This is a genomic window from Cupriavidus sp. YR651, from assembly GCF_900101625.1.
Taxonomy (GTDB): Bacteria; Pseudomonadota; Gammaproteobacteria; order Burkholderiales; family Burkholderiaceae; genus Cupriavidus.
This window is the reverse complement of sequence record NZ_FMYZ01000002.1, coordinates 496,442-516,722: the sequence shown is the minus strand read 5'-3', so window position 1 is coordinate 516,722 and position 20,281 is coordinate 496,442. Positions and strand designations below refer to the sequence as shown.

Below are 20,281 nucleotides of genomic sequence, written 5' to 3'. Positions count from 1 at the left end.
TCAGCCGGCGCCCGACTGCGGAGCGCCGCGGCCGCATGCTAGCTTGCCAACCATCGGAAGACGCCAGACGGGAGGCCGCTATGGAAAGCCTGTGGGGAGATGTCTACGGCACGCTGCGCGCCGAGTTTGCCGACGTGCCGGACGTCAAGGAGCTGACCCGCATTCTGCTGCGGCTCACGCTGGCCGTATTGCTTGGCGGGATGATCGGCTACGAGCGCGAGGCGGCCGGCAAGGCCGCTGGGCTGCGCACGCACATGCTGGTCGCATTGGGGTCGGCGTTGTTCGTGCTGGTGCCGCTCCAGGCAGGCGTGCCACTGCCGGACATGAGCCGCGTGCTGCAAGGGCTGGCGTCTGGCATCGGCTTCCTGGGCGCCGGCGCCATCATCAAGCTCAACAGCGAGGAAGACATCCGCGGCCTGACCACGGCGGCCAGCATCTGGACCGTCGCCGCCATCGGCATCGCCTGCGGACTGGGGCGGGAGAGCACCGCGGTCGTCGCCACGCTGTTCGGGCTGACGATCCTGCAAGTGCTTTACTGGCTCAAGAAATAGCGCGGCCGGAATCAGGTGCCATTCGGCGTGCCATTCGGGGTGCCATTCAGGACGCTGTTCAGGGCGCTGTTCAGGCGGCCGCAGCCTGCGCGACCTCAACCTTCTCGCGGTGGCGTGCGATGGCCGTCAGTACGATGGCATCCAGCCCTTCGCCACCGTGCACATCCACGTGGGCCAGCAGCGCGCGCCGCATGCGCGGCTCCCAGAAACGCTTCAGGTGGCTGGCGATGTCCGCGAGCGCTTCGTCCCGGTCCGGCATCGCTTCAAAGAAGCCGCCGATCTGGTTGGCCATCTTGATCAGGTTTTCGATATGCATGCCAGGCTCTAGGAAATCTTTAGTCGATGAGAATGGGCGTAGGCAACGAGGCTGCCCGCACGAACGAAGCCGGCCAGCGTGACGCCCGCGGATTCGGCCAGACGCACCGCCAGCGCGGTCGGCCCGGACACCGCCGCCAGCACGCCCGCGCCGATCATCGCCGTCTTCAGGACCATCTCGTAGCTGGCGCGACTGGTCACGATCACCGCGCCACGCGAAACATCTTCGTTGCCGATGGCGAGCGCGCCGGCCAGCTTGTCCAGCGCATTGTGCCGGCCGACGTCCTCGCGCACCAGCGCGACCGTGCCGTCCGCACGCAGCCAGCCCGCCGCGTGCGTGGCGCCGGTATCGCGCTGCAGCGCCTGACGCGTCTGAAGCTGTGCAAAGGCGGCGTCCAGCAATGCAGGATCGAACGACGCCGCGCTTTGCACCGTGGCCGGTACGCGCATGACCTCGTCAAGCGATTCCGTGCCGCACAGCCCGCATCCGGTGCGGCCGGCCAGCGCGCGGCGCCGCGCCTTGAGTCCGACGAAGGCCTCCGTCGCGATCTCCAGCTTCACGGCCACGCCGTTCGGCCGGACCTCCACGTCGATGCCATACACGTCGCGCGGACTGGCCACGATGCCTTCGCTCAGGCTGAAGCCCAGCGCGAAGTCTTCCAGGTCCGCCGGCGTGGCCAGCATCACCGCATGAGAGACGCCGTTGTACTCCAGCGCCACCGGGACTTCCTCGGCGATGTGGTCGATCTCGGCCATCGCCGCGCCATTCCGCCAGCGGTTGACGGCGAAGGTATTTCGCGTGGCCGGCAACGCCTCGTCGGACGGCTCGGCCTCCTGCGGCAGGATGCAGCGCTTCATGGCGTGGCTCGCTTATTCCGCCGAAGCCTGCGCCGGCTCGCTGGCCGCGCGCAGGTGCGCCAGCTGTTCCTCGTTGAACGCCTGGTACTCGCGTTGCCACGTGGACGGCTGCGCCACCGGCATCACCTGCACCGCGGTCACCTTGTACTCCGGACAGTTGGTCGCCCAGTCCGAGTTGTCGGTGGTGATGACGTTGGCGCCCGACTCCGGGAAGTGGAACGTCGTGTACACCACGCCCGGCTGCATGCGCTGGCTGACGATAGCGCGCAGCACGGTCTCCCCTGCCCGGCTCTGCACGCCAACCCAGTCGCCATCCTTGATGCCACGTTCCTCGGCGTCGTGCGGATGAATTTCCAGCCGGTCTTCATCGTGCCAGTGCACGTTGTGCGTACGCCGCGTCTGCGCACCCACGTTGTACTGCGACAGGATGCGGCCCGTGGTCAGGATCAGCGGGTACTTGCGGTTGACCTTCTCCGTGGTCGCCACGTACTTGGTGATGATGAACTTGCCCTTGCCGCGCACGAAGGCGTCGACGTGCATGGTCGGCGTGCCTTCCGGCGCATCGGCATTGCACGGCCACTGGATGCTGCCCAGTTCGTCAAGCTTCTTGTAGCTCACACCGGCGAACGTCGGCGTCAGCCGCGCGATCTCGTCCATGATCTCGGACGGGTGGTTGTAGTGCATCGGGTAGCCGAGCGCATTGGCCAGCAGGATCGTGGCCTCCCAGTCGGCATAGCCGCCCTTCGCGGGCATGACCTTGCGCACGCGCGAGATGCGGCGCTCCGCGTTGGTGAAGGTGCCATCCTTTTCCAGGAACGACGACCCCGGCAGGAACACGTGCGCGTACTTCGCGGTTTCGTTCAGGAAGATGTCCTGCACGACGATGCACTCCATCGACGAGAGCGCCTCCGCCACGTGCTGCGTGTTGGGGTCGGACTGGACGATATCCTCGCCCTGGCAGTACAGGCCCTTGAACGAGCCCGTCAGCGCGGCCTCGAACATGTTCGGGATGCGCAGGCCCGGCTCCGGGTTGATTTCGACATTCCACGCCGCCTCGAACGCGCCGCGCACGGTGGAGTCCGACACGTGGCGATAGCCCGGCAACTCGTGCGGGAACGATCCGATGTCGCAGGAGCCCTGCACGTTGTTCTGGCCGCGCAGCGGATTCACGCCGACGCCTTCGCGACCGATATTGCCCGTGGCCATTGCCAGGTTGGCGATGCCCATCACGGTCGTCGAGCCTTGCGCGTGCTCCGTCACACCGAGGCCGTAGTAGATGGCCGCGTTGCCGCCGGTGGCATACAGGCGGGCCGCGCCGCGGAGCTGGTCCGCCGGCACGCCGGTCACCGACTCCATCTCCTCCGGCGAGTTTTCGGGCAGTGCGACGAAATCGCGCCATTGCTGGAACGCGCGGTCTTCGCAACGCTCGGCGATGAACGCGTCGGCCAGCAGGCCTTCGGTGACGATCACGTGCGCCATCGACGTCACCAGCGCGACGTTGGTGCCCGGGCGCAGCTGCAGGTGGTAATCGGCGCGGATATGCGGGGAATCAACCAGGTCGATGCGGCGCGGATCGGCGACGATCAGCTTTGCCCCGGCGCGCAGGCGCTTCTTCATGCGCGAGGCGAACACCGGGTGGCCATCGGTCGGGTTGGCGCCGATCACCATGATCACATCGGCCTTGGCCACCGAGCGGAAGGTCTGCGTACCAGCCGATTCGCCGAGCGTGGTCTTGAGTCCGTAGCCGGTCGGCGAGTGGCAGACGCGCGCGCAAGTATCGACGTTGTTATTGCCGAACGCCGCCCGCACCAGCTTCTGCACCAGGTAGCCTTCTTCGTTCGTGCAGCGCGACGACACGATGCCACCGATCGAATCCTTGCCATGCTCGGCCTGGATGCGTTTGAACTGCGACGCGGCGTAGCCGATCGCTTCCTCCCACGACACCTCGCGCCACGGATCGGTGATCTTCGCGCGGATCATCGGCTTGAGGATGCGGTCCTGGTGCGTGGCATAGCCCCAGGCGAAGCGGCCCTTCACGCAGGCGTGGCCTTCGTTGGCCTGGCCGTCCTTGTACGGCACCATGCGCACGACCTCGTTGCCCTTCATCTCGGCCTTGAACGAGCAACCCACGCCGCAATAGGCGCAGGTGGTGACCGTGCTGTGCGATGCCTGCCCCAGCTTGATGACCGAGGTTTCCGTCAGCGTGGCCGTCGGGCAGGCCTGCACGCAGGCGCCGCACGACACGCAATCGGATTCCATGAACGACTGGCTGGTGCCTGCCGCCACACGGGAGTCGAAGCCGCGGCCGCTGATCGTCAGCGCGAACGTGCCTTGCGTCTCCTCGCACGCGCGGACGCAGCGGTTGCAGACGATGCACTTGGACGCGTCATACGTGAAATACGGGTTCGACTCGTCCTTCGCCAGCTGCGTATGCGTGGCGATCGGCGCGGCGCCGTCGTTGTAGCGCACCTCGCGCAGCCCCACCACGCCGGCCATGTCCTGCAGCTCGCAGTTGCCATTGGTCGGACAGGTCAGGCAATCGAGCGGGTGGTCTGAGATGTAGAGTTCCATTACGCCACGGCGCAGGTCGCCGAGCTTGTCGCTCTGCGTCTTCACCTTCATGCCCGCTTCCACCGGCGTCGTGCACGAGGCCGGATAGCCGCGGCGGCCTTCGATCTCCACGAGGCACAGCCGGCACGAACCGAAAGACTTCAGCGAATCCGTGGCGCACAGCTTGGGCACGCCCACGCCGGCCTCGGCGGCGGCGCGCATGACCGAGGTGCCGGCCGGCACGGTGACGGGCACACCGTCGATCTCCAGCGTGATCAGCGTTTCGGATTCGCTGGGCGGGGTACCGTAGTCGAAATCGTCGCGAGCGTTCAAGGGATGTCTCCCGTTTCTAGATCTGTAGGGTGCGTGCCCCTGAGGGGCACGTCGTTGTCATGGACCGGAGCGAACTCAGGCTGCCCGGGCCGGCTTGGCGGCCAGGCCGAAATCCTCTGGGAACTCGTTCAGCGCGGACAGCACCGGATAGGGCGTCATGCCACCCATCGCGCAGAGCGACCCGTTGAGCATGGTGTCGCAGAGATCGCGAACCAGCGCCACGTGCTTCACCGGCGCCTCGCCCGCGATGATGCGGTCGATCACCTCCACGCCGCGCGTGGAGCCGATCCGGCACGGCGTGCACTTGCCGCACGACTCGATCGCGCAGAACTCCATCGCGTAGCGCGCCATCTTCGCCATGTCGACGGTTTCGTCGAACACCACGATGCCGCCGTGGCCCACAACCGCGCCAAATGCCGCGTAGGCCTCGTAGTCCAGCGGCGTATCGAAGCGCGATTCGGGCAGGTAGGCACCCAGCGGGCCACCCACCTGCACGGCGCGGATCGCGCGGCCGCTGCGCGTGCCGCCGCCGAAGTCGACCAGCAGTTCACGCAGCGTGATGCCGAACGCCTTCTCCACCAGACCGCCCTGCAGGATGTTGCCGGCAAGCTGGAATGGCAGCGTACCGCGCGAGCGGCCCATGCCGAAGTCGCGATAGAACGTGGCGCCGCGCGCCAGGATCACCGGCACCGTGGCCAGCGAAATCACGTTGTTGATGACGGTCGGCTTGCCGAACAGCCCTTCCAGCGCCGGCAGCGGCGGCTTGGCGCGCACCACGCCGCGCTTGCCCTCCAGGCTTTCGAGCAGCGCGGTTTCTTCGCCGCAGACGTAGGCGCCGGCACCCTTGCGCACTTCCAGCCGGAAGCGCCGGCCGCTGCCACGGATGTTGTCGCCGAGCCAGCCGGCCTGGGTCGCGATCTCGATGGCGGCCTCGGTGGCGGCAATCGCGTGCGGATACTCGGAGCGCGTGTAGATGTAGCCCTGCTCGGCGCCGACGGCCAGCCCCGCAATCGTCATGCCCTCGATCAACATGAACGGATCGTCCTCCATGACCATGCGGTCGGAGAACGTGCCGGAGTCGCCCTCATCGGCGTTGCAAACGATGTACTTGATGTCGGAGGCCGCGCCCAGCACAGTCTTCCACTTGATGCCCGTGGGGAACGCCGCACCGCCGCGTCCCCGCAGGCCGGAGTCGGTGACCTCCTGCACGATCTGCGCGGGGGCCATCGACAGCGCGCGCGTCAGGCCGGCATAGCCTTCGTGCGCGATGTAGTCGTCCAGCGACAGCGGATCGGTGATGCCGACGCGCGCGAAGGTCAACCGCTCCTGCTTCTTCAGGAACGGAATCTCGCCGGTGGGACCATGCGCCAGCGCGTGCGTGCCGCCGGCGAGGAATCCGGCGTCGAACAGCGCGCCCACATCCTCCGCCGTCACCGGGCCGTAGGCGACGCGGCCGGCATCGGTCTGCACTTCGACCAGTGGTTCAAGCCAGAACATGCCGCGCGAGCCATTGCGGACGATGCGGACATCGGCGCCACGTTTGGCGGCCTCCTGGGCGATGGCGTGCGCGACGTCGTCGGCGCCAAGCGCCAGCGCGGTGGAATCGCGGGGAACGAAGATCGTGGTGCTCATGCCTGGGTCTCCACGGATTGCGCGGGCTGTACCGCCGGTTCGCGCAGCGCGCCGGTCAAGGCGTCGAAGCGCCGGGCGTCGACGCGGGCGTGGAGCCGGTCGCCAATCATCACGGCGGGGCCGCATGCGCACTGGCCCAGGCAGTAGACCGGCTCCAGCGTGAACTGGCCGTCGGCCGTGGTCTCGTGGAAATCGCAACCGAGCGCCTTGCTGGCGTGCGCGGCCAGTGCGTCGGCGCCGACGGACTGGCACGCCTCGGCGCGGCAGACCTGCACGACGTGACGGCCGGCCGGTTGGTCGCGGAAGTGGTGATAGAAGGTGATGACGCCGTGCACCTCGGCGCGCGACAGGTTCAGAGCCTTGGCAATGACCGGCACCGCCTCGGCGGGGATGAATCCCTGGCTGTCCTGGATGTCGTGCAGAATCGGCAGCAATGCGCCGGGCATGTCGCGCCGTGCGGCAACGATGCGCGCGATGGCGTCGCCGTCAGCCGGCGCAGTGGGGGTGGCGATGTCTGGCATGGTGTCTCCGTGCTTATATCGTCGTGGTCTGGCGAGCCCATGCTGACCCGCCAACCCGCTAGCCGTACGTGTCGCCTGCTGACACGATATAGGCTTTTTTTTTCATATTCGGGGGCGTTGCAGCGGGCTCTTTGGCCTGTTTGTGCGACTATAGGCGGGTGATTTGGCCCATTCAATATGCTATTTTTCGCATATGCTACGCATCTCGATTCTTCCCCATCTCCAGATCCGTGACGACACTGCCCCGACGCCCGCGCCGGGCCTCGATGTATCGCGTCTGGTCGCCCTGCTGGGCCATATCGAGGCCACCGGCAACATCGCGCAGTCGGCCGAGGCCGTGGCGTTGTCATATCGCTACGCCTGGGGCATCTTGCGCGACGCCGAAACCCTGTTCGGCGGCGCGCTGATCGCCAAGACCCGTGGGCGCGGGTCCACGCTGACGCCATTGGCGCAGCAGCTGGTCTGGGCCAGCAAGCGGATTGCGGCGCGCCTGTCGCCGACGCTGGACAGTCTGGCATCAGAGCTGGAAATCGAGCTGAAGAAGCTGATGGCCGAATCCGACCCCGCGGTGCGCATCCACGCCAGCCATGGATTTGCGGTGGCCGCGCTGCGGGACTTCCTGGACGAGCACAAAGTGCGGCACGACCTCAAGTACTGCGGCAGCCTGGAGGCCGTGGCGGCGCTGGCCGAGGGCGCTTGCGACGTGGCGGGCTTCCACGTGCCGATCGGCGAGTTCGAGCAGGAAACGTTGCGGCGTTTCACTGCCTGGCTGCGGCCGGAAACCCATTGCCTGATCCATCTGGCGGTGCGCTCCCAAGGCCTGTTCGTACGGCCCGGAAACCCGTTGGGTGTGCATTCGCTGGACGACCTGGTGCGATCCGATGTGCGATTCGTGAATCGGCAGGTTGGCTCCGGCACGCGGCTGCTGCTGGATCTCATGTTGGCGCGGCGGGGGATCGATCCCAACCGGATCGAGGGCTTCAGCAATGGCGAGTTCACCCATGCCGCAGTGGCCGCCTACATCGGCAGCGGGATGGCGGATGTCGGCTTCGGCGTGGAAACCGCGGCGCGACGATTCGGGCTCGAATTCGTGCCCGTGCTGAAGGAGCGGTATTTCTTCGCGATCGAGAAAAGGATGCTGGAGAGCCCGGCACTGGTGGGCGCCGTCTCGGCCATGAATAACAGGAATTTCCGGGAGCGGGTGGATGCCCTGCCCGGCTACGAGGCCGAACTGACCGGCGTCGTGCAGACCTTTGGGGAAGCGTTTCCCGGCATACCGCTGTAGTACCGGGACACGGCCCGCCGGGCGGCGGGCCGTGCAATGGAGGAAGACTCCGCAAGACGTTCCCGCTCGCGCGGGAACGTCAGACGATCAGTACACCACCACGGACAGCGTCGCGCCGGCCGGGACGCGTACCTTGTCGCTGTACACGCCGTTGGTCGCGCTGCGAGCGACCGGGAACGTGCCATACGCTTCCAGCAACGAAGGCAGCACCACCGGCAGCTTGCGCAGCGACGCATACACCGATGCCGACGGATCGATCTCCGGCAGCACATACGTGCCATCGGTGCGTGCCGGATAGCCATAGCCAGTCGGAGACTTGGCCGCCGGCATGCCGCTGCTGGTCGTCACCTTCCAGCGCAGCAACTGCTGCTCGAAGCTGGAGCCCGCCTGCGCCGCGACGATCGCCTGGTTCAGTGCCGTCTTCGAATCCGCCGTCCGGCGGGTCAGCAGGTCCTTGTAGAACGCGAGGCCAAGCTGGCGATCCAGGAAGCCACCAAAGCTGCCGGACACCGAATAGCTCTCGCACGGCGTGCCAAAGCCCGTGAACTGCAGGATGTTGCAGTTGTAGCTGCTGTAGCGATAGAAGTCCGGGAAGCGCACATTGCTGATGGCATTGAAGGTCGGGTCGATGCTGTGGCTCAGGAAGTCCTCCATCTGCATCGCCGTCATTTCCTCGAGCCAGTCGGCATACACGTACGACGGGCCCATCATGATGCCGCGACGGTAGAAGTTCTGCATGTGCGTGCCTTCATGCGCCATGGTCACCTTCATCGCCTGCATGCCGGCGGCGCCGCCCAGCGCCAGCGTTTCGCTGTCCAGGTAGAGCGAGATCGACTCGTTGCTGCGCGGATCCGTGGTCTTCGACAGGTTGTGCAGGCCCCAGAAATAGGCCACGCTGCCGTACGGCTTGCCGTCGTTATTGAAGTTCAGGATGACGATGTCGATGGGCTGGCCGGTAGCCGGCACCACCTGCGTGCCGTAGCTGTTCGGACCCCAGACCGGACCGCCAATGTCTTTCAGCATGTCGTAGATCTGGCCGGTCCCGGCGAAGGCCGTCGCCAGCGTGCCAACCGTGGTCAGGCTGATCTGGTTGGCGCCGGCACCGAACTGCGAGTTTTCCACCCAGAGGTTGACGATGGTCCCGTCGGTGGCGGTCACCTGCTGCTGCAGCGTGGCCAGCCGCATGGTGGTATCGGTGTGATACCAGGTCTTCGTGGCGCCCACGCCCAGCCCTGCCGTCGATTGCTGTACCGGCGGCGCGCTCATCGAACGCAGCATCGGCTGCGATGCCTGAATCGCGTCGATCCAGCCCGTGCGGTTGAAATCGCCGATGGCGCGCCGGGAGGCCTCGTCGTCGGCCTCGGCGGTCAGCGCCTGCGGCGACAGCCGTGCCAGCGACGATGCGTCGACCATGCTCGACAGCGGCACCGACGGCATGGCGACCGACTGGCCCGTCAGGTTGGTCAGCATCATCGCGATGGACTTGCCGGCCACACCCGAGATCGAATACTGCACGTCCTGGGCGGCGGTGGACGCGTTGGCGCGGCCCCAGATGCCGGTGCCGGAGCCGGAATAGCTGGCGGCGGTGGCCGCGCTGCACTGGCCACCGGCGCTGCAGGCCTGGTCCAGGCCGTTGACCAGCAGCGGACCGCTCGAGCCCGGCGACCCGGCAGGACCCTGCGTCGACGATCCGCTGTCACCACCACCGCCGCAGGCGGCCAGGGTCAACGCGGCCACGGCCGTGAGCGCCGGCAAGGCGCGAGACAACAAATCTCGGGAAAAAATACGGGAAGACGTACGGGTAGACGTACGCGCAGCAATGCGACCCATCAGGAACACTCCGTCAAAAGTATTGAGCACCGGTGTTATGGCGCGCTACACGCACCAATCCGGGGAACGTCCCGATTTATCGGCGCGCGCGAAGACGCGCTTGAGATGACTTTTCGACGCCCCACGCAAGTGGGGCATCGCGCGCGCCGCATCCGGCATTAGTGCTTCGCACGCAAAAAGTATCGAAAATGAATTTTATTGGACATGACGAACCCCGCACAATATGTTCGGGGTCCGTCCGCGCATTGCACGCGAGTAGGGTTGACAGTCGTCAATAGACTTCAGGCACGATCAAACTCGCCGGCACGGGCTGACGCGTGTAGTCGGCGTGGCGCTCGCGCTCGGGCAGCACGATGGTCGGCTGCGGCGGTTCCACGTAGGGCATCTGCTGCAGCAGGTGATGGATACAGTTCAGGCGCGCGCGCTTCTTGTCCACGGCCTGCACCACCCACCACGGCGCCTCCGCGATATGGGTGCGCTCCAGCATGATTTCCTTGGCGCGCGTGTAGTCTTCCCAGCGACGGCGCGACTCCAGGTCCATCGGGCTCAGCTTCCACTGCTTGAGCGGATCATGGATACGGCTCAGGAAGCGCAGGTGCTGCTCCTCGTCCGATATCGAAAACCAGTACTTGATGACCTGGATGCCGGAACGCACCAGCATGCGCTCGAATTCCGGCACGGAGCGGAAGAATTCCTCGTACTGGTCGTCCGAGCAGAAGCCCATCACGCGCTCCACGCCGGCGCGGTTGTACCAGCTGCGGTCGAACAACACCATCTCGCCGGCCGCCGGCAGGTGCGATACGTAACGCTGGAAATACCACTGGGTCTGCTCGCGATCGTTCGGCGCCGGCAGCGCGGCCACGCGGCACACGCGCGGATTCAGGCGCTGCGTGATGCGCTTGATCACCCCGCCCTTGCCGGCGGCATCGCGCCCTTCGAAGAGGATCACGACCTTGTGCCCGGTGGCTACCACCCAGCTCTGCAGCTTGACCAGTTCGCCCTGCAAGCGGAACAACTCGCGGAAGTACATGTGCCGTTCGGCACGCTCGGCGTCGGTGTCGCCGATATCGCTGTTGTCGCCAGGGCCACCCGACTCCCCGGACAACAAGCTCTGGACGAGGCTCGGATCGCGGTCCTCGAGCTCCAGCTCGAGTTCCTCGTCGTAGTAGTCCGCCACCTCGCGGTGAATGCGCCGGATCAGCGCCTCGTCGTTGTAATCCATGTTTTGCTCCGTCACGGGGATCGGGTCGATTGCCGATCGCACAGCAGTGACCAGATATCGTACGCCCGTGCTGTGGCAATTGCATGAAAAAGCACGGCGGACGTCACTCCGTCTGCTTGCGGAACGCCCACCGCCCCGCCAGCACCGTGAAGCTGGCCACCAGCACCACCAGCACCCAGAAACCGTGCGGATGATCGGCCAGCGGAATGCCGCCGACATTCATCCCGAAAAAGCCCGCCACGATGTTGATCGGCAGTGCGAGCACGGTCACCAGCGTCAGCGTGAACAGCGTACGGTTGGTCTGCTCATTCAGTTTGGCAGCAATTTCTTCCTGCAACAGCTTGATGCGCTCCACCAGCGCGGCCAGATCGTTGAGCACCAGCGAGAACTCTTCAGTGGATTCACGCAACTCCTGCAAGTCCCCTTCCTGCAGCCAGGCCGGCGGGCGATTCAGCAGCCGAAACAGCGCGCCCGGCTCCGGCGCCAGCAGCCGCTGCAATCGCACCAGTCCGCGCCGCATTGCCCCCAGGTCCGCGCGGTTGCCCTTCAGGCGCTGCGACAGCAACTGGTCCTCGATCTGGTCAACGCCGCTCCCCGTCTCCCGCACGATCTGCACCAGCACGTCAGCCTGGTCGCGCAGCAAGTGCACGACGAGATCCAACGGCGACCGGAAGGCCTCTCCGCGACGCACGGCGGCGCGCAACCTGTCGACCGAGCGTAGCGGCCGGGCACGCGCTGTCACCAGCAACCGGTGGTCGGCGTTTGCCCAGAGCGTGGAGATGTCGGTGGACGTGACACCGAAGTTGTAGATGACGTCGTTGACCACGGCCAGCAGGGCCCTGTCCTGACGCTCGATACGCGTCGATCGCGAGCCCTGGCGCAGGGCCTCGAAGTAATCGTCAGGCAGGTCAAGCTGGCTCCGCATCCAGCGCTCGCAGGCACTGTGGGAAAGGTTGAAGTGGAGCCAGAGGAAAGGGCGATCGTGCGTGGCCGCCACATCAGACGCGGCGGACGCGGCTTGCGATCCGGCATCCTGTTGCCGCAACCACGCCACCGCGGCATGGGAGTCGATTTCCCGGGTCGGCTGCCCGGGAGCGAACAAGAAACCGCTGACCATCCCGACCGGATCGGAACCATAGCCGGATTCGACAATGCCGGATTGCATGAAGTCTCCCACCTGAGAATGCCTGAAACGATACGCGCCAGCGCGCGACGCTAGCACAGCTCGATGACAGTGCTGGAGATCCTCGGAAGAAAGCATGCCTGCCCGATGGGAACGCGTGCCCCGCATGACGTACATGAGAAGCCCCTCTCACGTTCAGGTCGAGGCAAAAGCGTGTTCGACACATCATGCGGAAAATAATCAGCAGTGCGGTGATTCAAGGGGCGTACAGTGACCGAATACCCTCATCGGAGAGCGGCCATGGACACATCACCCAGCGCCAACTACAAGGGCTATGACATCTATCCACTGATCTACACCTACCACGCGACACGCGAGTGGTATGAACGACGGCCGGATCGCACCTACAGCGCGTCTGTCGTCATTTGCAAGGAAGGCCAGGATCCCGCCTCGGATCAGGTCAGGCTCTTTCCGATGCTCTCCAACCAATGGGATAGCCTGGGCGGCGCACGACGTGCAGCGGTGCAAGCCGGCGAGGACATCATTGACGGTTTTGTGCCCGGACAGTCGATCACAGGGCTGTAGGCTGAGCGGCGTGCCGCACGCTCCGTTCAGTGCATGTCACGAAGCACATCTATCGCAAGCTTCCCATAGTGCAGTGCGGCCTGCTCCGCAGCCTCCGCGGTGTAGTAGTCGTCCTGGTCCTGCTCCAATCCGATCCCACGGTCTGATGGCCGCGCGCTAAAGCTGATCGCCAGGACGTAGCCCCATCGTTGCCCAGGCAGCGTTGCGCTCTCCCGCTCCTCGTCGATCCGGATGGCGAGCCCGTGGGCATACATGCCACGATAGGGCTCAGTGACCCAGCGCGGATCTTCGCTCATGAACGGCCTCTGGCATCGGGGCAATATCGGCCATGGCGGCGTCAGGGCGCCTGAATCTGGCTGTCGGCGGGCAACGTCCGCAGATCGGTCCAGCCCTGAAGGTTGCCGTCGGGCCGGTCGCGATAGACCCACGTGGCGCCGCACGTGCCGCAGACGAACGTGCTGATTGTCACAGCGCGCGCCTTGCTCAGCTTGCGCCGTTGGGTATCCGTGATGCGCAGCCCCACGTGACCCGGCGCACCGATTTCCCCCTGCCTGATCGCCCGGCATTCATCGCAGTACGTCACGATGTTCCCCCAGCTTGGCGTCGCTCCCGCCGGAGGGGCATGGAGCGCTGGCTTGCAGGTTTATTCATGCGATGGTGTCCTACTCAAACGACTGCGACATTCGCGTGATTGCCTGTGTCGTACATTGAATCCTGCATTGACCACGTCTGCACCCGGAGTGCTGCCCGCCCGAATAGCCGGAGCCCGATCAGAATCGATTCGGCAGATTCACACTCGTGCGGACATGCTTGCCCACTGCCTTGAGCTCCCCCGTCCAACGCTCGGAGGAAAGGTCCAGAACAAAATTGCCTACGCCGAGTTTGTCGTGCAGGTTGTCCCGGATGACCTGGCCGATCGCGATGCGACAAATCGCTTCGTAATTGCCTGCGCCTGGCTCAAGGGGAAGCGTTACGTCGGATGCCTGGACTTCGAAGGAACGCCTGCCGGCGCCCACAAAGCTCGTGAAAATAACCTTCGTGGGCCGGGCGTCATCAAGCAGGACTGCCAGGTGATAGGCAATGTTCCCGCTCGGGCCAGGCAAATCGCAAATGAAGGTCGGTGAAGAGCGCGATGCTTCCATGCTGAAGTCCCTCTATCGACAAACATTGGCCGGAATAACCTGCCAGCCCGGCCTGGAAAGCCATTGGGTCCCTGACAAGAGGTGGAAACCGCTGGCAGGCATGGATCGCCCGATGATTACAACGCGGACACGGATTCGCCCGGCACCAGGCCGTCGATCACGCGCTGCCCGAATTCGATCGCGCCGCGTCGCGCCGAACCGATGTTCTCCCATGGGGCGCTCTCGATCCGGAATACGCGTGTGGGGTCCTCGCCATCGGGGCGCCCCCCCTCCCGGCAAATCACCACGGAGGCGTTGAACGTGCGGTCCGGCTTGGTGCGAGGCCACGACGCGACGGGGGGAATCCGATACACCAACGGATAGAGGTCGAAACCTTTGTAAGTTGCCGACGGTTTGTTATCCAAAATCAGCTCCAGGATGCGTAAGGGGTTCGCCACGCGGCACATGCTGCGCGGCTGTTGAGTTCTGTTGCTTGACTGGGATCCGGCGCCGCCGCAAACAAGCCGGAGGCGTACGCGGCCGGCCGAAGCAAGCAGGGCCAATTGCCGCTGCGCCGAATGCGATCCGGCGCTTGTCTGCGTCAGTGCCAGCGAGACTTCGCGCAATGCTGATCGCGGTGACACGACCCCATCACACTAAACCAGCACCACGCGCCAGACGAACATCAGGCGTGGACGGCAGGAGGAATCCTCGTGTTCCGCCCGAGCCGTAGCAATAGGGTTGAATGCTGTGGAAGGGCCAGACCACGTTCACGCGAGCGCTGGCCATCCCTGTATCTACGCTTATACAGGGCCACCGGTAGGGCGTCAATGAAGGGGCCTCATGCCGGATCGAATTCCAGAGCGCACGTCGGACAGACGCGCCGCGTTGATTCGTCGACCATGATCCGGGCGATCGACACGGGGTTTCGTCACGTCCAATGCCAATCGGCGCCGACTGATTCTCGCCGCCCAATGGCCCGCTTAATTCGGAGAACGCTATCGGACAAACCCCATGAGCAATCTCAACCGCGACTACTCTCTTCCGGAATATTGAATTGCTGCTGCAAGGAGATGACCAGGGGTTGGATGGCATCCACGCAGGCGGCGCTGTTTTCCCCTTCCATCCGGGACAAACTCCAGTTGCAGCCATCCGCGTCGGGTTGGTGCCAACAGACATCGCCAAAGCAAGTGCCTGTGCATGCCGGCAGCTTCTCTTGTGCCGCGCGGATCATCGCGCGCAATTCCGCCTTGTTCTTAATCTGTCTCGCCATACTTGCCTCCCTGGTTTCAGTAAGTATTGATTTGAGACTTATCTTTCGCGGGCCTTGAGGCAGCATACCCTGATTGCCATCGAGTGTCCGTTCTTTCGTTGACGGGTCTCCGGCACATTGCTCCACCAATTTGACGAGGCGGGCTTTCAGCGGGATGCGTAGCAAATGCGGCGACTGCGCCAAATGCGATGCGTCGGGGGCATGTGCGCCCAAGGTTAAAACCGCCGCCCGGCACAGACCAGGCGACCGACAGACTTGCATTGACGCCCCACCATGGAGGCTGTATAAGTGGTTGTGCAGGACCCTTCAAGCAGTTACACCTAGATGTTTGTGGGTCGTCTACGTGCGATTCATTGCTCCATGTGCCTTCCTTGATAGTCATGCCTGATGGGCAATTTCTCGTCCATTCAGAACTCAAAAAGGAATTCCAGCATGGAAACCGGTACCGTAAAGTGGTTCAACGACTCCAAGGGCTTCGGCTTCATCACCCCTGACGCAGGCGGTGAGGATCTCTTCGCACACTTCTCCGAAATTCAAGGCAGCGGCTTCAAGTCGCTGCAAGAAGGCCAGAAGGTGCGTTTCGTGGTGGGCGTCGGCCAAAAGGGCCCGGCAGCAACCAAGATCGAGCCGATCTGAACGCTCTGAAATCAGCGCGAGCTGATGGATGACAGAAAGGGCTGAGTCCTGCAACGCAGGGGACTCAGCCCTTTTCCATTCCGGGCTTCGGCAAACTGCCTCCACAGCCCATTCACCCTGCATGTCATCCGATGTGCCGCCGCACGGTGGCGACGCTCGCTCGGGGTTAACGCCGAATATGCGAGCAAGACAATAACGAGTGACGCCGGGATAAATCGCATCGCCTCTTCGCGCTCATAATTCCCGACATGCGCGACAGCCAACCGACAGGGCTCTGCAAATCCGATCCCGCATGGTCCGGGACACTTCTCAGGATACCGACAGTGACCCGGATCTGAGCAACAGGCTGGCGCGCAATCATTGCGTCCCGCAAGCCACCGGGGCCGACCAAACGGTCAGGTCGATCGGAAGGGAACAACCTGTTCCCGCGCTCGCGGCTTCATCCGCCGAGACCTCGCACACGCCGCTGGCGCGAGAACCGGCCTTACCTCAACATGAAGTTGTTCCTATGCGAATGAAGGACAAGGTTGCACTCGTGACCGGCGTCGGGCCGGGCCTGGGCAAGGCGATTGCCATCACGCTCGCGCGCGAAGGCGCCCGCGTCGTGATCTGCGACGTAGACGAGGCCTCGCTGGCCGACGCCCGCGACGCGGTGGAGGCGGCAGGTGGTACCTGCCTCGCCGTGCGCTGCGATGTCTCCTCGAGCGCCGAAGTGACCGACATGTTCGCAGCCGCGGTGGCACGCTTCGGCACCGTGCATGTGCTCGTCAACAACGCCGCGCTGGTGCCGAACCGGCCAATCGATACCGAACGCCGAAACAGGTTCTACGCCTACATGCAAACGCCGGTGGCACGTGACACGCTGAACTTCACCAGCGAAATCACCGATGACGAATGGATGCGCTATTGGGGTGTCAACGTGCATGGCGTGTTCTTCTGCACGCGCGAAGCACTCAGGCTCATGCAACCGCAACGCTACGGACGCATCGTCAATATTGCGTCGGTTGCCGGCACATCGCCCAAGAGTGCGCATAGCCCGCACTACAGCGCGACCAAGGGCGCGGTGATCGCGTTCAGCCGCTCGGTGGCGATGGAAGTGGCCGGCGCCAACATCTACGTCAATGTGATGGCACCGGGCGGCGTCGCAACGCCCGATTTCAACGCTTATCTCGACCAGATCGGGGACACCGGCCGCAACCGGCTATGGCAGGGCTGCCCCTCGGGACGTTTCGGCACGCCTGAGGAATACGCCGCAACGGTGCTACACCTCGCCAGCGACGAGCACTACCTGGTCGGACAGGTCATCAGCCCGAATGGCGGCTCGGTAATGTGATGGCCGGCCACGAATCGCGGTCCTGAAAACAAAAAAGAGTCCTTGGAAAAGGACTCTTTCGATGGCCTGGACTTCGCCGCAGCGCGTAGCCCGATTGCAGGCTATCGCGCCGCGTTCCAAACCATCTTGCCACGCGACAACAGGGAATCAGCCGGCGAAGTTCTTCGACGCGAAGTCCCAGTTCACGACATTCCAGAATGCCTCGACGTACTTCGGACGGGCATTGCGGTAGTCGATGTAGTAGGCATGTTCCCACACGTCGCACGTCAGCAGCGGCTTGGCGTCGGTGGTCAGCGGGGTGGCGGCGTTGGAGGTGGAGACCAGGTCCAGCGAACCGTCGGTCTTCTTCACCAGCCAGGCCCAGCCCGAACCGAAGGTGCCCACGGCGACCTTCGTGAACTCTTCCTTGAACTTGTCGAACGAGCCCCACTTGGCGTTGATGGCATCAGCCAGAGCACCAGCCGGCTGACCGCCGCCGTTCGGCTTCATCGATTCCCAGTAGAACGTGTGGTTCCACACTTGGGCAGCGTTGTTGAAGATGCCACCCGACGACTTCTTGACAATGGCTTCGAGCGAATCGTTCTCGAATTCGGTGCCCTTGATCAGGTTGTTCAGGTTCGTGACATACGTCTGGTGGTGCTTGTCATGATGGAACTCCAGGGTCTCCTTGGAGACGTGGGGAGCAAGCGCATCATGTGCGTAGGGGAGCGGGGGGAGCTTATGTTCCATTGTTCTGTCTCAGCGGATTTGAGTGGTGGGGAGTTGCCGATTGTAGGTGACTTGCCAGACCCGCGCAAACGCGCGCGCAAAGCCCCCTGGAGTCATGTTAGTTTGCCCTGCAGCGGTCGGCGGATCGATTGAGAATCAATCGCGGAGCGCCTGAATTCGCAGCATTCAGAACGCGGCAAGCTTGGCCTGCACACCGGCGATCTCGATATCGGCCACACCCTCGGCCAGATGCGCTTCCACCACGCTGCCCGCGCGCAAATCCGTGGGCGAGCGCAGGGCGCGGCCACGATTGTCGAGCAATACCGCGTAGCCGCGTTCCAGCGTCCGCTGCGGTGCGAGCAGTTCCAGCGCGCCTGCCACGCGCGCCAGGTGCAACCTCTCGCGCTCCTGCCGACGCGCGGCCGCCGCTTCCATGCGTGCGGCAAGGCGATCCAGGTCCGCTTGCGCCGCGGCCACATCCGGCCGGCAGGCCTGCCAGCGCATAGCCAGCATCTCGTGCCGATGGCGGTGACCGGCCACCGTATCGCGCAATGCGGAACGCAAATGTCGGGCCAGATTGTCGACCTGGGCAAACCGCTCCTGCAACTGCGCCCGCGGGCTGCGTAGCCTTCGTGCCAGCCAGTCCAGGTGCTGTGTGCGGCGTTCCATCTGGCGGTCCATGCATTGCGCCAGCGCATCGCGCGCGCGGCGAGCCGCCTGCAGCAAGTGCGCGCGGTCCGGACTGACCAGCTCGGCCGCGCCAGTGGGGGTGGGGGCTCGCACATCGGCAACGAAATCCGCGATCGTGAAATCGGTTTCATGACCTACGCCCGACACAACGGGCACCGTGCTTCGCGCAATCGCGTGGGCCACCACTTCCTCGTTAAACGACCACAGGTCTTCGATACTGCCGCCGCCGCGGCATAAGATCAGCACGTCGCATTCGCCGCGCGCTGCCGCCACGTCCAGCATCGCCGCGATCTTCTCCGCGGCACCGGCGCCCTGCACCGGCACGGGATAGACGATGACAGGCACGTGCGGCGCACGACGCTGCAGGGTCGTCAGCACGTCGCGCATGGCCGCGGCCTGCAGCGATGTCACCACGCCAATCGTGCGCGGATGCGTGGGCACGGGGCGTTTGCGCTCGGGCGCGAACAGCCCGGCCTGTGCAAGTTTTTCCTTGAGCCGGAGGAATGCCTCGTAAAGATTGCCGAGGCCGGCGCGGCGCATGGCTTCGACGCCGAGTTGCAGTTCGCCACGCGCCTCGTACATGGATACCACCGCGCGCACTTCCACGGCCTCGCCCTCGCGTGGCGTGAAGTCGACATGCTGGTTGCGTCCCCGGAACATCACGCAGCGAATCTGCGCACGCGCGTCCTTGAGGGAAAAGTACCAGTGCCCGCTGGCCGCCCGCGTGAAGTTTGAGATTTCTCCCCTCACCCATGCCAGCGGAAAGCTGCGCTCCAGCACGCCGGCAATCGCGTGATTCAGTTCGCTCACCGGAATCACCTCCCGGGTGCGGGTGGGCAGCGTAGACGGCATCTGGCGCGAAGAGTTCTCGAAGTCTGGCATGGCGCACGGCCGCACAGGCGGCGTGGAATGGACATGTCCACAGCATAACCGCTATGTCAAGAGGCATAGCGCAAGGCACATGCGCTATGCCCAGTCCCGCATGGACCCGTACAAGCCTTTGATTCTTATGATTTTTCGGGCGGACCAAAAAAGTGGCAGCGGAAGAGAAAACCTTACGCGTCAACGACTTACCGCCAGCGCCCAAGTCTTGTTCACAAAGTTATCCACAGAAGCTTTGGATAATTCATCTGTCAAGGGCCCGGGCTGTGGAAAATACACGCGAGTGTGCCCGACTTGCGCTGTAGCAACGATCCGCGATAGCGATGTCAACCTCTCCGCACTGCCGTTTTCCAGGGCCATTTCTGCCTATTTTTTAATCAAAAATCTGGCACTCCATACAGATCAATGGTTTACGTCGCTTCTCCATGCTTTATCCACAGACGTTCCACAGTCCTGTCCCGAAACAGTGTGGAAAGCGGGCGACTTTTCCCATTGCCACCTCATCGATAACGACCGACCTGCCCTTTTTCAGCCCTGTCGCCCGCCCAGGGGCCATCTGCCATGCCATCGGCGACCATTTGCACGTTTTTTAAGCAGCCGAAGTTTCCCCCTTACGGATCAATGACTTGAGCGGCTTCTCAGCCACCTTTCCACAACCGGTCCACAACACTGTCCCGCGTGGTTGTGGAAAGACCTGATTGCCAGCCGCCGCGCCGCGCGGACCGGCACCATGCAGGCCACGAGCAAGCGGTTTACCCGTCCTGGCCACGATTGCCTAAATTTGTGGCAGAGGCGACCACTACCTTTTCGATCAAGGGGTTAGCGCGCTTTTC

The 20,281-nt window shown here is 64.2% G+C and carries 20 protein-coding genes; 5 read left to right on the top strand and 15 right to left on the bottom strand.

Features of this window, described 5'->3' with window-relative positions:
* Window positions 1-80 precede the first annotated feature (80 nt).
* Window positions 81-551, top strand: coding sequence for an MgtC/SapB family protein (locus BLR29_RS08535; RefSeq protein WP_092136197.1), 471 nt, complete (start codon window positions 81-83; stop codon window positions 549-551).
* Window positions 552-621: 70 nt separating this feature from the next.
* On the opposite strand, the gene BLR29_RS08530 is transcribed toward BLR29_RS08535, so the two are convergent.
* From BLR29_RS08530 to BLR29_RS08510, 5 genes are all read right to left on the bottom strand, one after another.
* Complete coding sequence (locus BLR29_RS08530; protein ID WP_092136195.1) at window positions 622-867, bottom strand: formate dehydrogenase subunit delta; 246 nt, start codon at window positions 865-867, stop codon at window positions 622-624.
* A gap of 8 nt (window positions 868-875) precedes the next feature.
* A complete protein-coding gene (gene fdhD, locus BLR29_RS08525; RefSeq protein ID WP_092136193.1) occupies window positions 876-1,724 on the bottom strand; it encodes a formate dehydrogenase accessory sulfurtransferase FdhD in 849 nt (282 codons plus the stop codon).
* 12 nt (window positions 1,725-1,736) lie between these two features.
* Window positions 1,737-4,607: a formate dehydrogenase subunit alpha gene (fdhF, locus tag BLR29_RS08520; RefSeq protein WP_092136191.1), complete on the bottom strand. Its 2,871-nt coding sequence runs from the start codon at window positions 4,605-4,607 to the stop codon at window positions 1,737-1,739.
* Window positions 4,608-4,682: 75 nt separating this feature from the next.
* Window positions 4,683-6,239, bottom strand: a complete 1,557-nt coding sequence (locus tag BLR29_RS08515) for a formate dehydrogenase beta subunit (RefSeq protein WP_092136189.1) — start codon at window positions 6,237-6,239, stop codon at window positions 4,683-4,685.
* Window positions 6,236-6,760 (bottom strand): formate dehydrogenase subunit gamma, encoded by a 525-nt coding sequence (locus BLR29_RS08510; protein ID WP_092136187.1) that lies wholly within the window; start codon window positions 6,758-6,760, stop codon window positions 6,236-6,238. The genes BLR29_RS08515 and BLR29_RS08510 overlap by 4 nt, the downstream gene beginning before the upstream one ends.
* A gap of 193 nt (window positions 6,761-6,953) precedes the next feature.
* Between BLR29_RS08510 and BLR29_RS08505 the strand changes: the two genes are divergently transcribed.
* Entirely contained in the window at window positions 6,954-8,045 is a 1,092-nt protein-coding gene (locus BLR29_RS08505; protein ID WP_092136185.1) for a substrate-binding domain-containing protein, read from the top strand.
* Window positions 8,046-8,132: 87 nt separating this feature from the next.
* On the opposite strand, the gene BLR29_RS08500 is transcribed toward BLR29_RS08505, so the two are convergent.
* The 3 genes from BLR29_RS08500 to BLR29_RS08490 form a co-directional block, all read right to left on the bottom strand.
* Entirely contained in the window at window positions 8,133-9,812 is a 1,680-nt protein-coding gene (locus BLR29_RS08500; protein WP_255371141.1) for a M30 family zinc metallopeptidase, read from the bottom strand.
* Window positions 9,813-10,146: 334 nt separating this feature from the next.
* The gene (gene ppk2 / locus BLR29_RS08495; RefSeq protein ID WP_092136181.1) at window positions 10,147-11,097 is read right to left on the bottom strand and encodes a polyphosphate kinase 2; all 951 of its coding nucleotides are present in this window, start codon (window positions 11,095-11,097) and stop codon (window positions 10,147-10,149) included.
* A 103-nt stretch (window positions 11,098-11,200) separates the two neighbouring features.
* The gene (locus BLR29_RS08490) at window positions 11,201-12,262 is read right to left on the bottom strand and encodes a transporter (RefSeq protein ID WP_092136179.1); all 1,062 of its coding nucleotides are present in this window, start codon (window positions 12,260-12,262) and stop codon (window positions 11,201-11,203) included.
* A 258-nt stretch (window positions 12,263-12,520) separates the two neighbouring features.
* Between BLR29_RS08490 and BLR29_RS08485 the strand changes: the two genes are divergently transcribed.
* Window positions 12,521-12,805 carry a hypothetical protein gene (locus BLR29_RS08485; RefSeq protein ID WP_092136177.1) on the top strand — a complete coding sequence of 95 codons (285 nt, stop codon included), beginning with the start codon at window positions 12,521-12,523 and terminating at the stop codon, window positions 12,803-12,805.
* 26 nt (window positions 12,806-12,831) lie between these two features.
* On the opposite strand, the gene BLR29_RS08480 is transcribed toward BLR29_RS08485, so the two are convergent.
* The 5 genes from BLR29_RS08480 to BLR29_RS08460 all read right to left on the bottom strand — a co-directional run bounded on the left by BLR29_RS08480 (window position 12,832) and on the right by BLR29_RS08460 (window position 15,199).
* Complete coding sequence (locus BLR29_RS08480; protein WP_255371140.1) at window positions 12,832-13,101, bottom strand: hypothetical protein; 270 nt, start codon at window positions 13,099-13,101, stop codon at window positions 12,832-12,834.
* Between the two features lie 41 nt (window positions 13,102-13,142).
* A complete protein-coding gene (locus BLR29_RS08475; protein WP_092136173.1) occupies window positions 13,143-13,388 on the bottom strand; it encodes a hypothetical protein in 246 nt (81 codons plus the stop codon).
* 187 nt (window positions 13,389-13,575) lie between these two features.
* Entirely contained in the window at window positions 13,576-13,947 is a 372-nt protein-coding gene (locus BLR29_RS08470) for a hypothetical protein (RefSeq protein WP_092136171.1), read from the bottom strand.
* A gap of 116 nt (window positions 13,948-14,063) precedes the next feature.
* Window positions 14,064-14,351, bottom strand: a complete 288-nt coding sequence (locus BLR29_RS08465; protein ID WP_092136692.1) for a hypothetical protein — start codon at window positions 14,349-14,351, stop codon at window positions 14,064-14,066.
* Between the two features lie 599 nt (window positions 14,352-14,950).
* Window positions 14,951-15,199: a hypothetical protein gene (locus BLR29_RS08460; protein ID WP_092136169.1), complete on the bottom strand. Its 249-nt coding sequence runs from the start codon at window positions 15,197-15,199 to the stop codon at window positions 14,951-14,953.
* Between the two features lie 432 nt (window positions 15,200-15,631).
* Between BLR29_RS08460 and BLR29_RS08455 the strand changes: the two genes are divergently transcribed.
* Window positions 15,632-15,835 carry a cold-shock protein gene (locus BLR29_RS08455; RefSeq protein ID WP_092136167.1) on the top strand — a complete coding sequence of 68 codons (204 nt, stop codon included), beginning with the start codon at window positions 15,632-15,634 and terminating at the stop codon, window positions 15,833-15,835.
* Between the two features lie 292 nt (window positions 15,836-16,127).
* Window positions 16,128-17,168 (top strand): SDR family NAD(P)-dependent oxidoreductase, encoded by a 1,041-nt coding sequence (locus BLR29_RS08450; protein WP_255371139.1) that lies wholly within the window; start codon window positions 16,128-16,130, stop codon window positions 17,166-17,168.
* A gap of 147 nt (window positions 17,169-17,315) precedes the next feature.
* Here the strand turns inward: BLR29_RS08450 and sodB are convergent, their stop codons facing one another.
* The gene (gene sodB, locus BLR29_RS08445) at window positions 17,316-17,897 is read right to left on the bottom strand and encodes a superoxide dismutase [Fe] (RefSeq protein WP_092136163.1); all 582 of its coding nucleotides are present in this window, start codon (window positions 17,895-17,897) and stop codon (window positions 17,316-17,318) included.
* Window positions 17,898-18,062: 165 nt separating this feature from the next.
* Window positions 18,063-19,448: an exodeoxyribonuclease VII large subunit gene (gene xseA, locus BLR29_RS08440; protein WP_092136162.1), complete on the bottom strand. Its 1,386-nt coding sequence runs from the start codon at window positions 19,446-19,448 to the stop codon at window positions 18,063-18,065.
* Window positions 19,449-20,281: the final 833 nt, after the last annotated feature.

Bases quoted from the DNA above. Each gene is read 5' to 3' on its own strand.
- BLR29_RS08535 (WP_092136197.1), top strand. From the start codon at position 81: ATGGAAAGCCTGTGGGGAGATGTCTACGGCACGCTGCGCGCCGAGTTT.
- BLR29_RS08530 (WP_092136195.1), bottom strand. From the start codon at position 867: ATGCATATCGAAAACCTGATCAAGATGGCCAACCAGATCGGCGGCTTC.
- fdhD (WP_092136193.1), bottom strand. From the start codon at position 1,724: ATGAAGCGCTGCATCCTGCCGCAGGAGGCCGAGCCGTCCGACGAGGCG.
- BLR29_RS08515 (WP_092136189.1), bottom strand. From the start codon at position 6,239: ATGAGCACCACGATCTTCGTTCCCCGCGATTCCACCGCGCTGGCGCTT.
- BLR29_RS08510 (WP_092136187.1), bottom strand. From the start codon at position 6,760: ATGCCAGACATCGCCACCCCCACTGCGCCGGCTGACGGCGACGCCATC.
- BLR29_RS08505 (WP_092136185.1), top strand. From the start codon at position 6,954: ATGCTACGCATCTCGATTCTTCCCCATCTCCAGATCCGTGACGACACT.
- ppk2 (WP_092136181.1), bottom strand. From the start codon at position 11,097: ATGGATTACAACGACGAGGCGCTGATCCGGCGCATTCACCGCGAGGTG.
- BLR29_RS08490 (WP_092136179.1), bottom strand. From the start codon at position 12,262: ATGCAATCCGGCATTGTCGAATCCGGCTATGGTTCCGATCCGGTCGGG.
- BLR29_RS08485 (WP_092136177.1), top strand. From the start codon at position 12,521: ATGGACACATCACCCAGCGCCAACTACAAGGGCTATGACATCTATCCA.
- BLR29_RS08480 (WP_255371140.1), bottom strand. From the start codon at position 13,101: ATGAGCGAAGATCCGCGCTGGGTCACTGAGCCCTATCGTGGCATGTAT.
- BLR29_RS08470 (WP_092136171.1), bottom strand. From the start codon at position 13,947: ATGGAAGCATCGCGCTCTTCACCGACCTTCATTTGCGATTTGCCTGGC.
- BLR29_RS08460 (WP_092136169.1), bottom strand. From the start codon at position 15,199: ATGGCGAGACAGATTAAGAACAAGGCGGAATTGCGCGCGATGATCCGC.
- BLR29_RS08455 (WP_092136167.1), top strand. From the start codon at position 15,632: ATGGAAACCGGTACCGTAAAGTGGTTCAACGACTCCAAGGGCTTCGGC.
- BLR29_RS08450 (WP_255371139.1), top strand. From the start codon at position 16,128: ATGGTCCGGGACACTTCTCAGGATACCGACAGTGACCCGGATCTGAGC.
- sodB (WP_092136163.1), bottom strand. From the start codon at position 17,897: ATGGAACATAAGCTCCCCCCGCTCCCCTACGCACATGATGCGCTTGCT.
- xseA (WP_092136162.1), bottom strand. From the start codon at position 19,448: ATGCCAGACTTCGAGAACTCTTCGCGCCAGATGCCGTCTACGCTGCCC.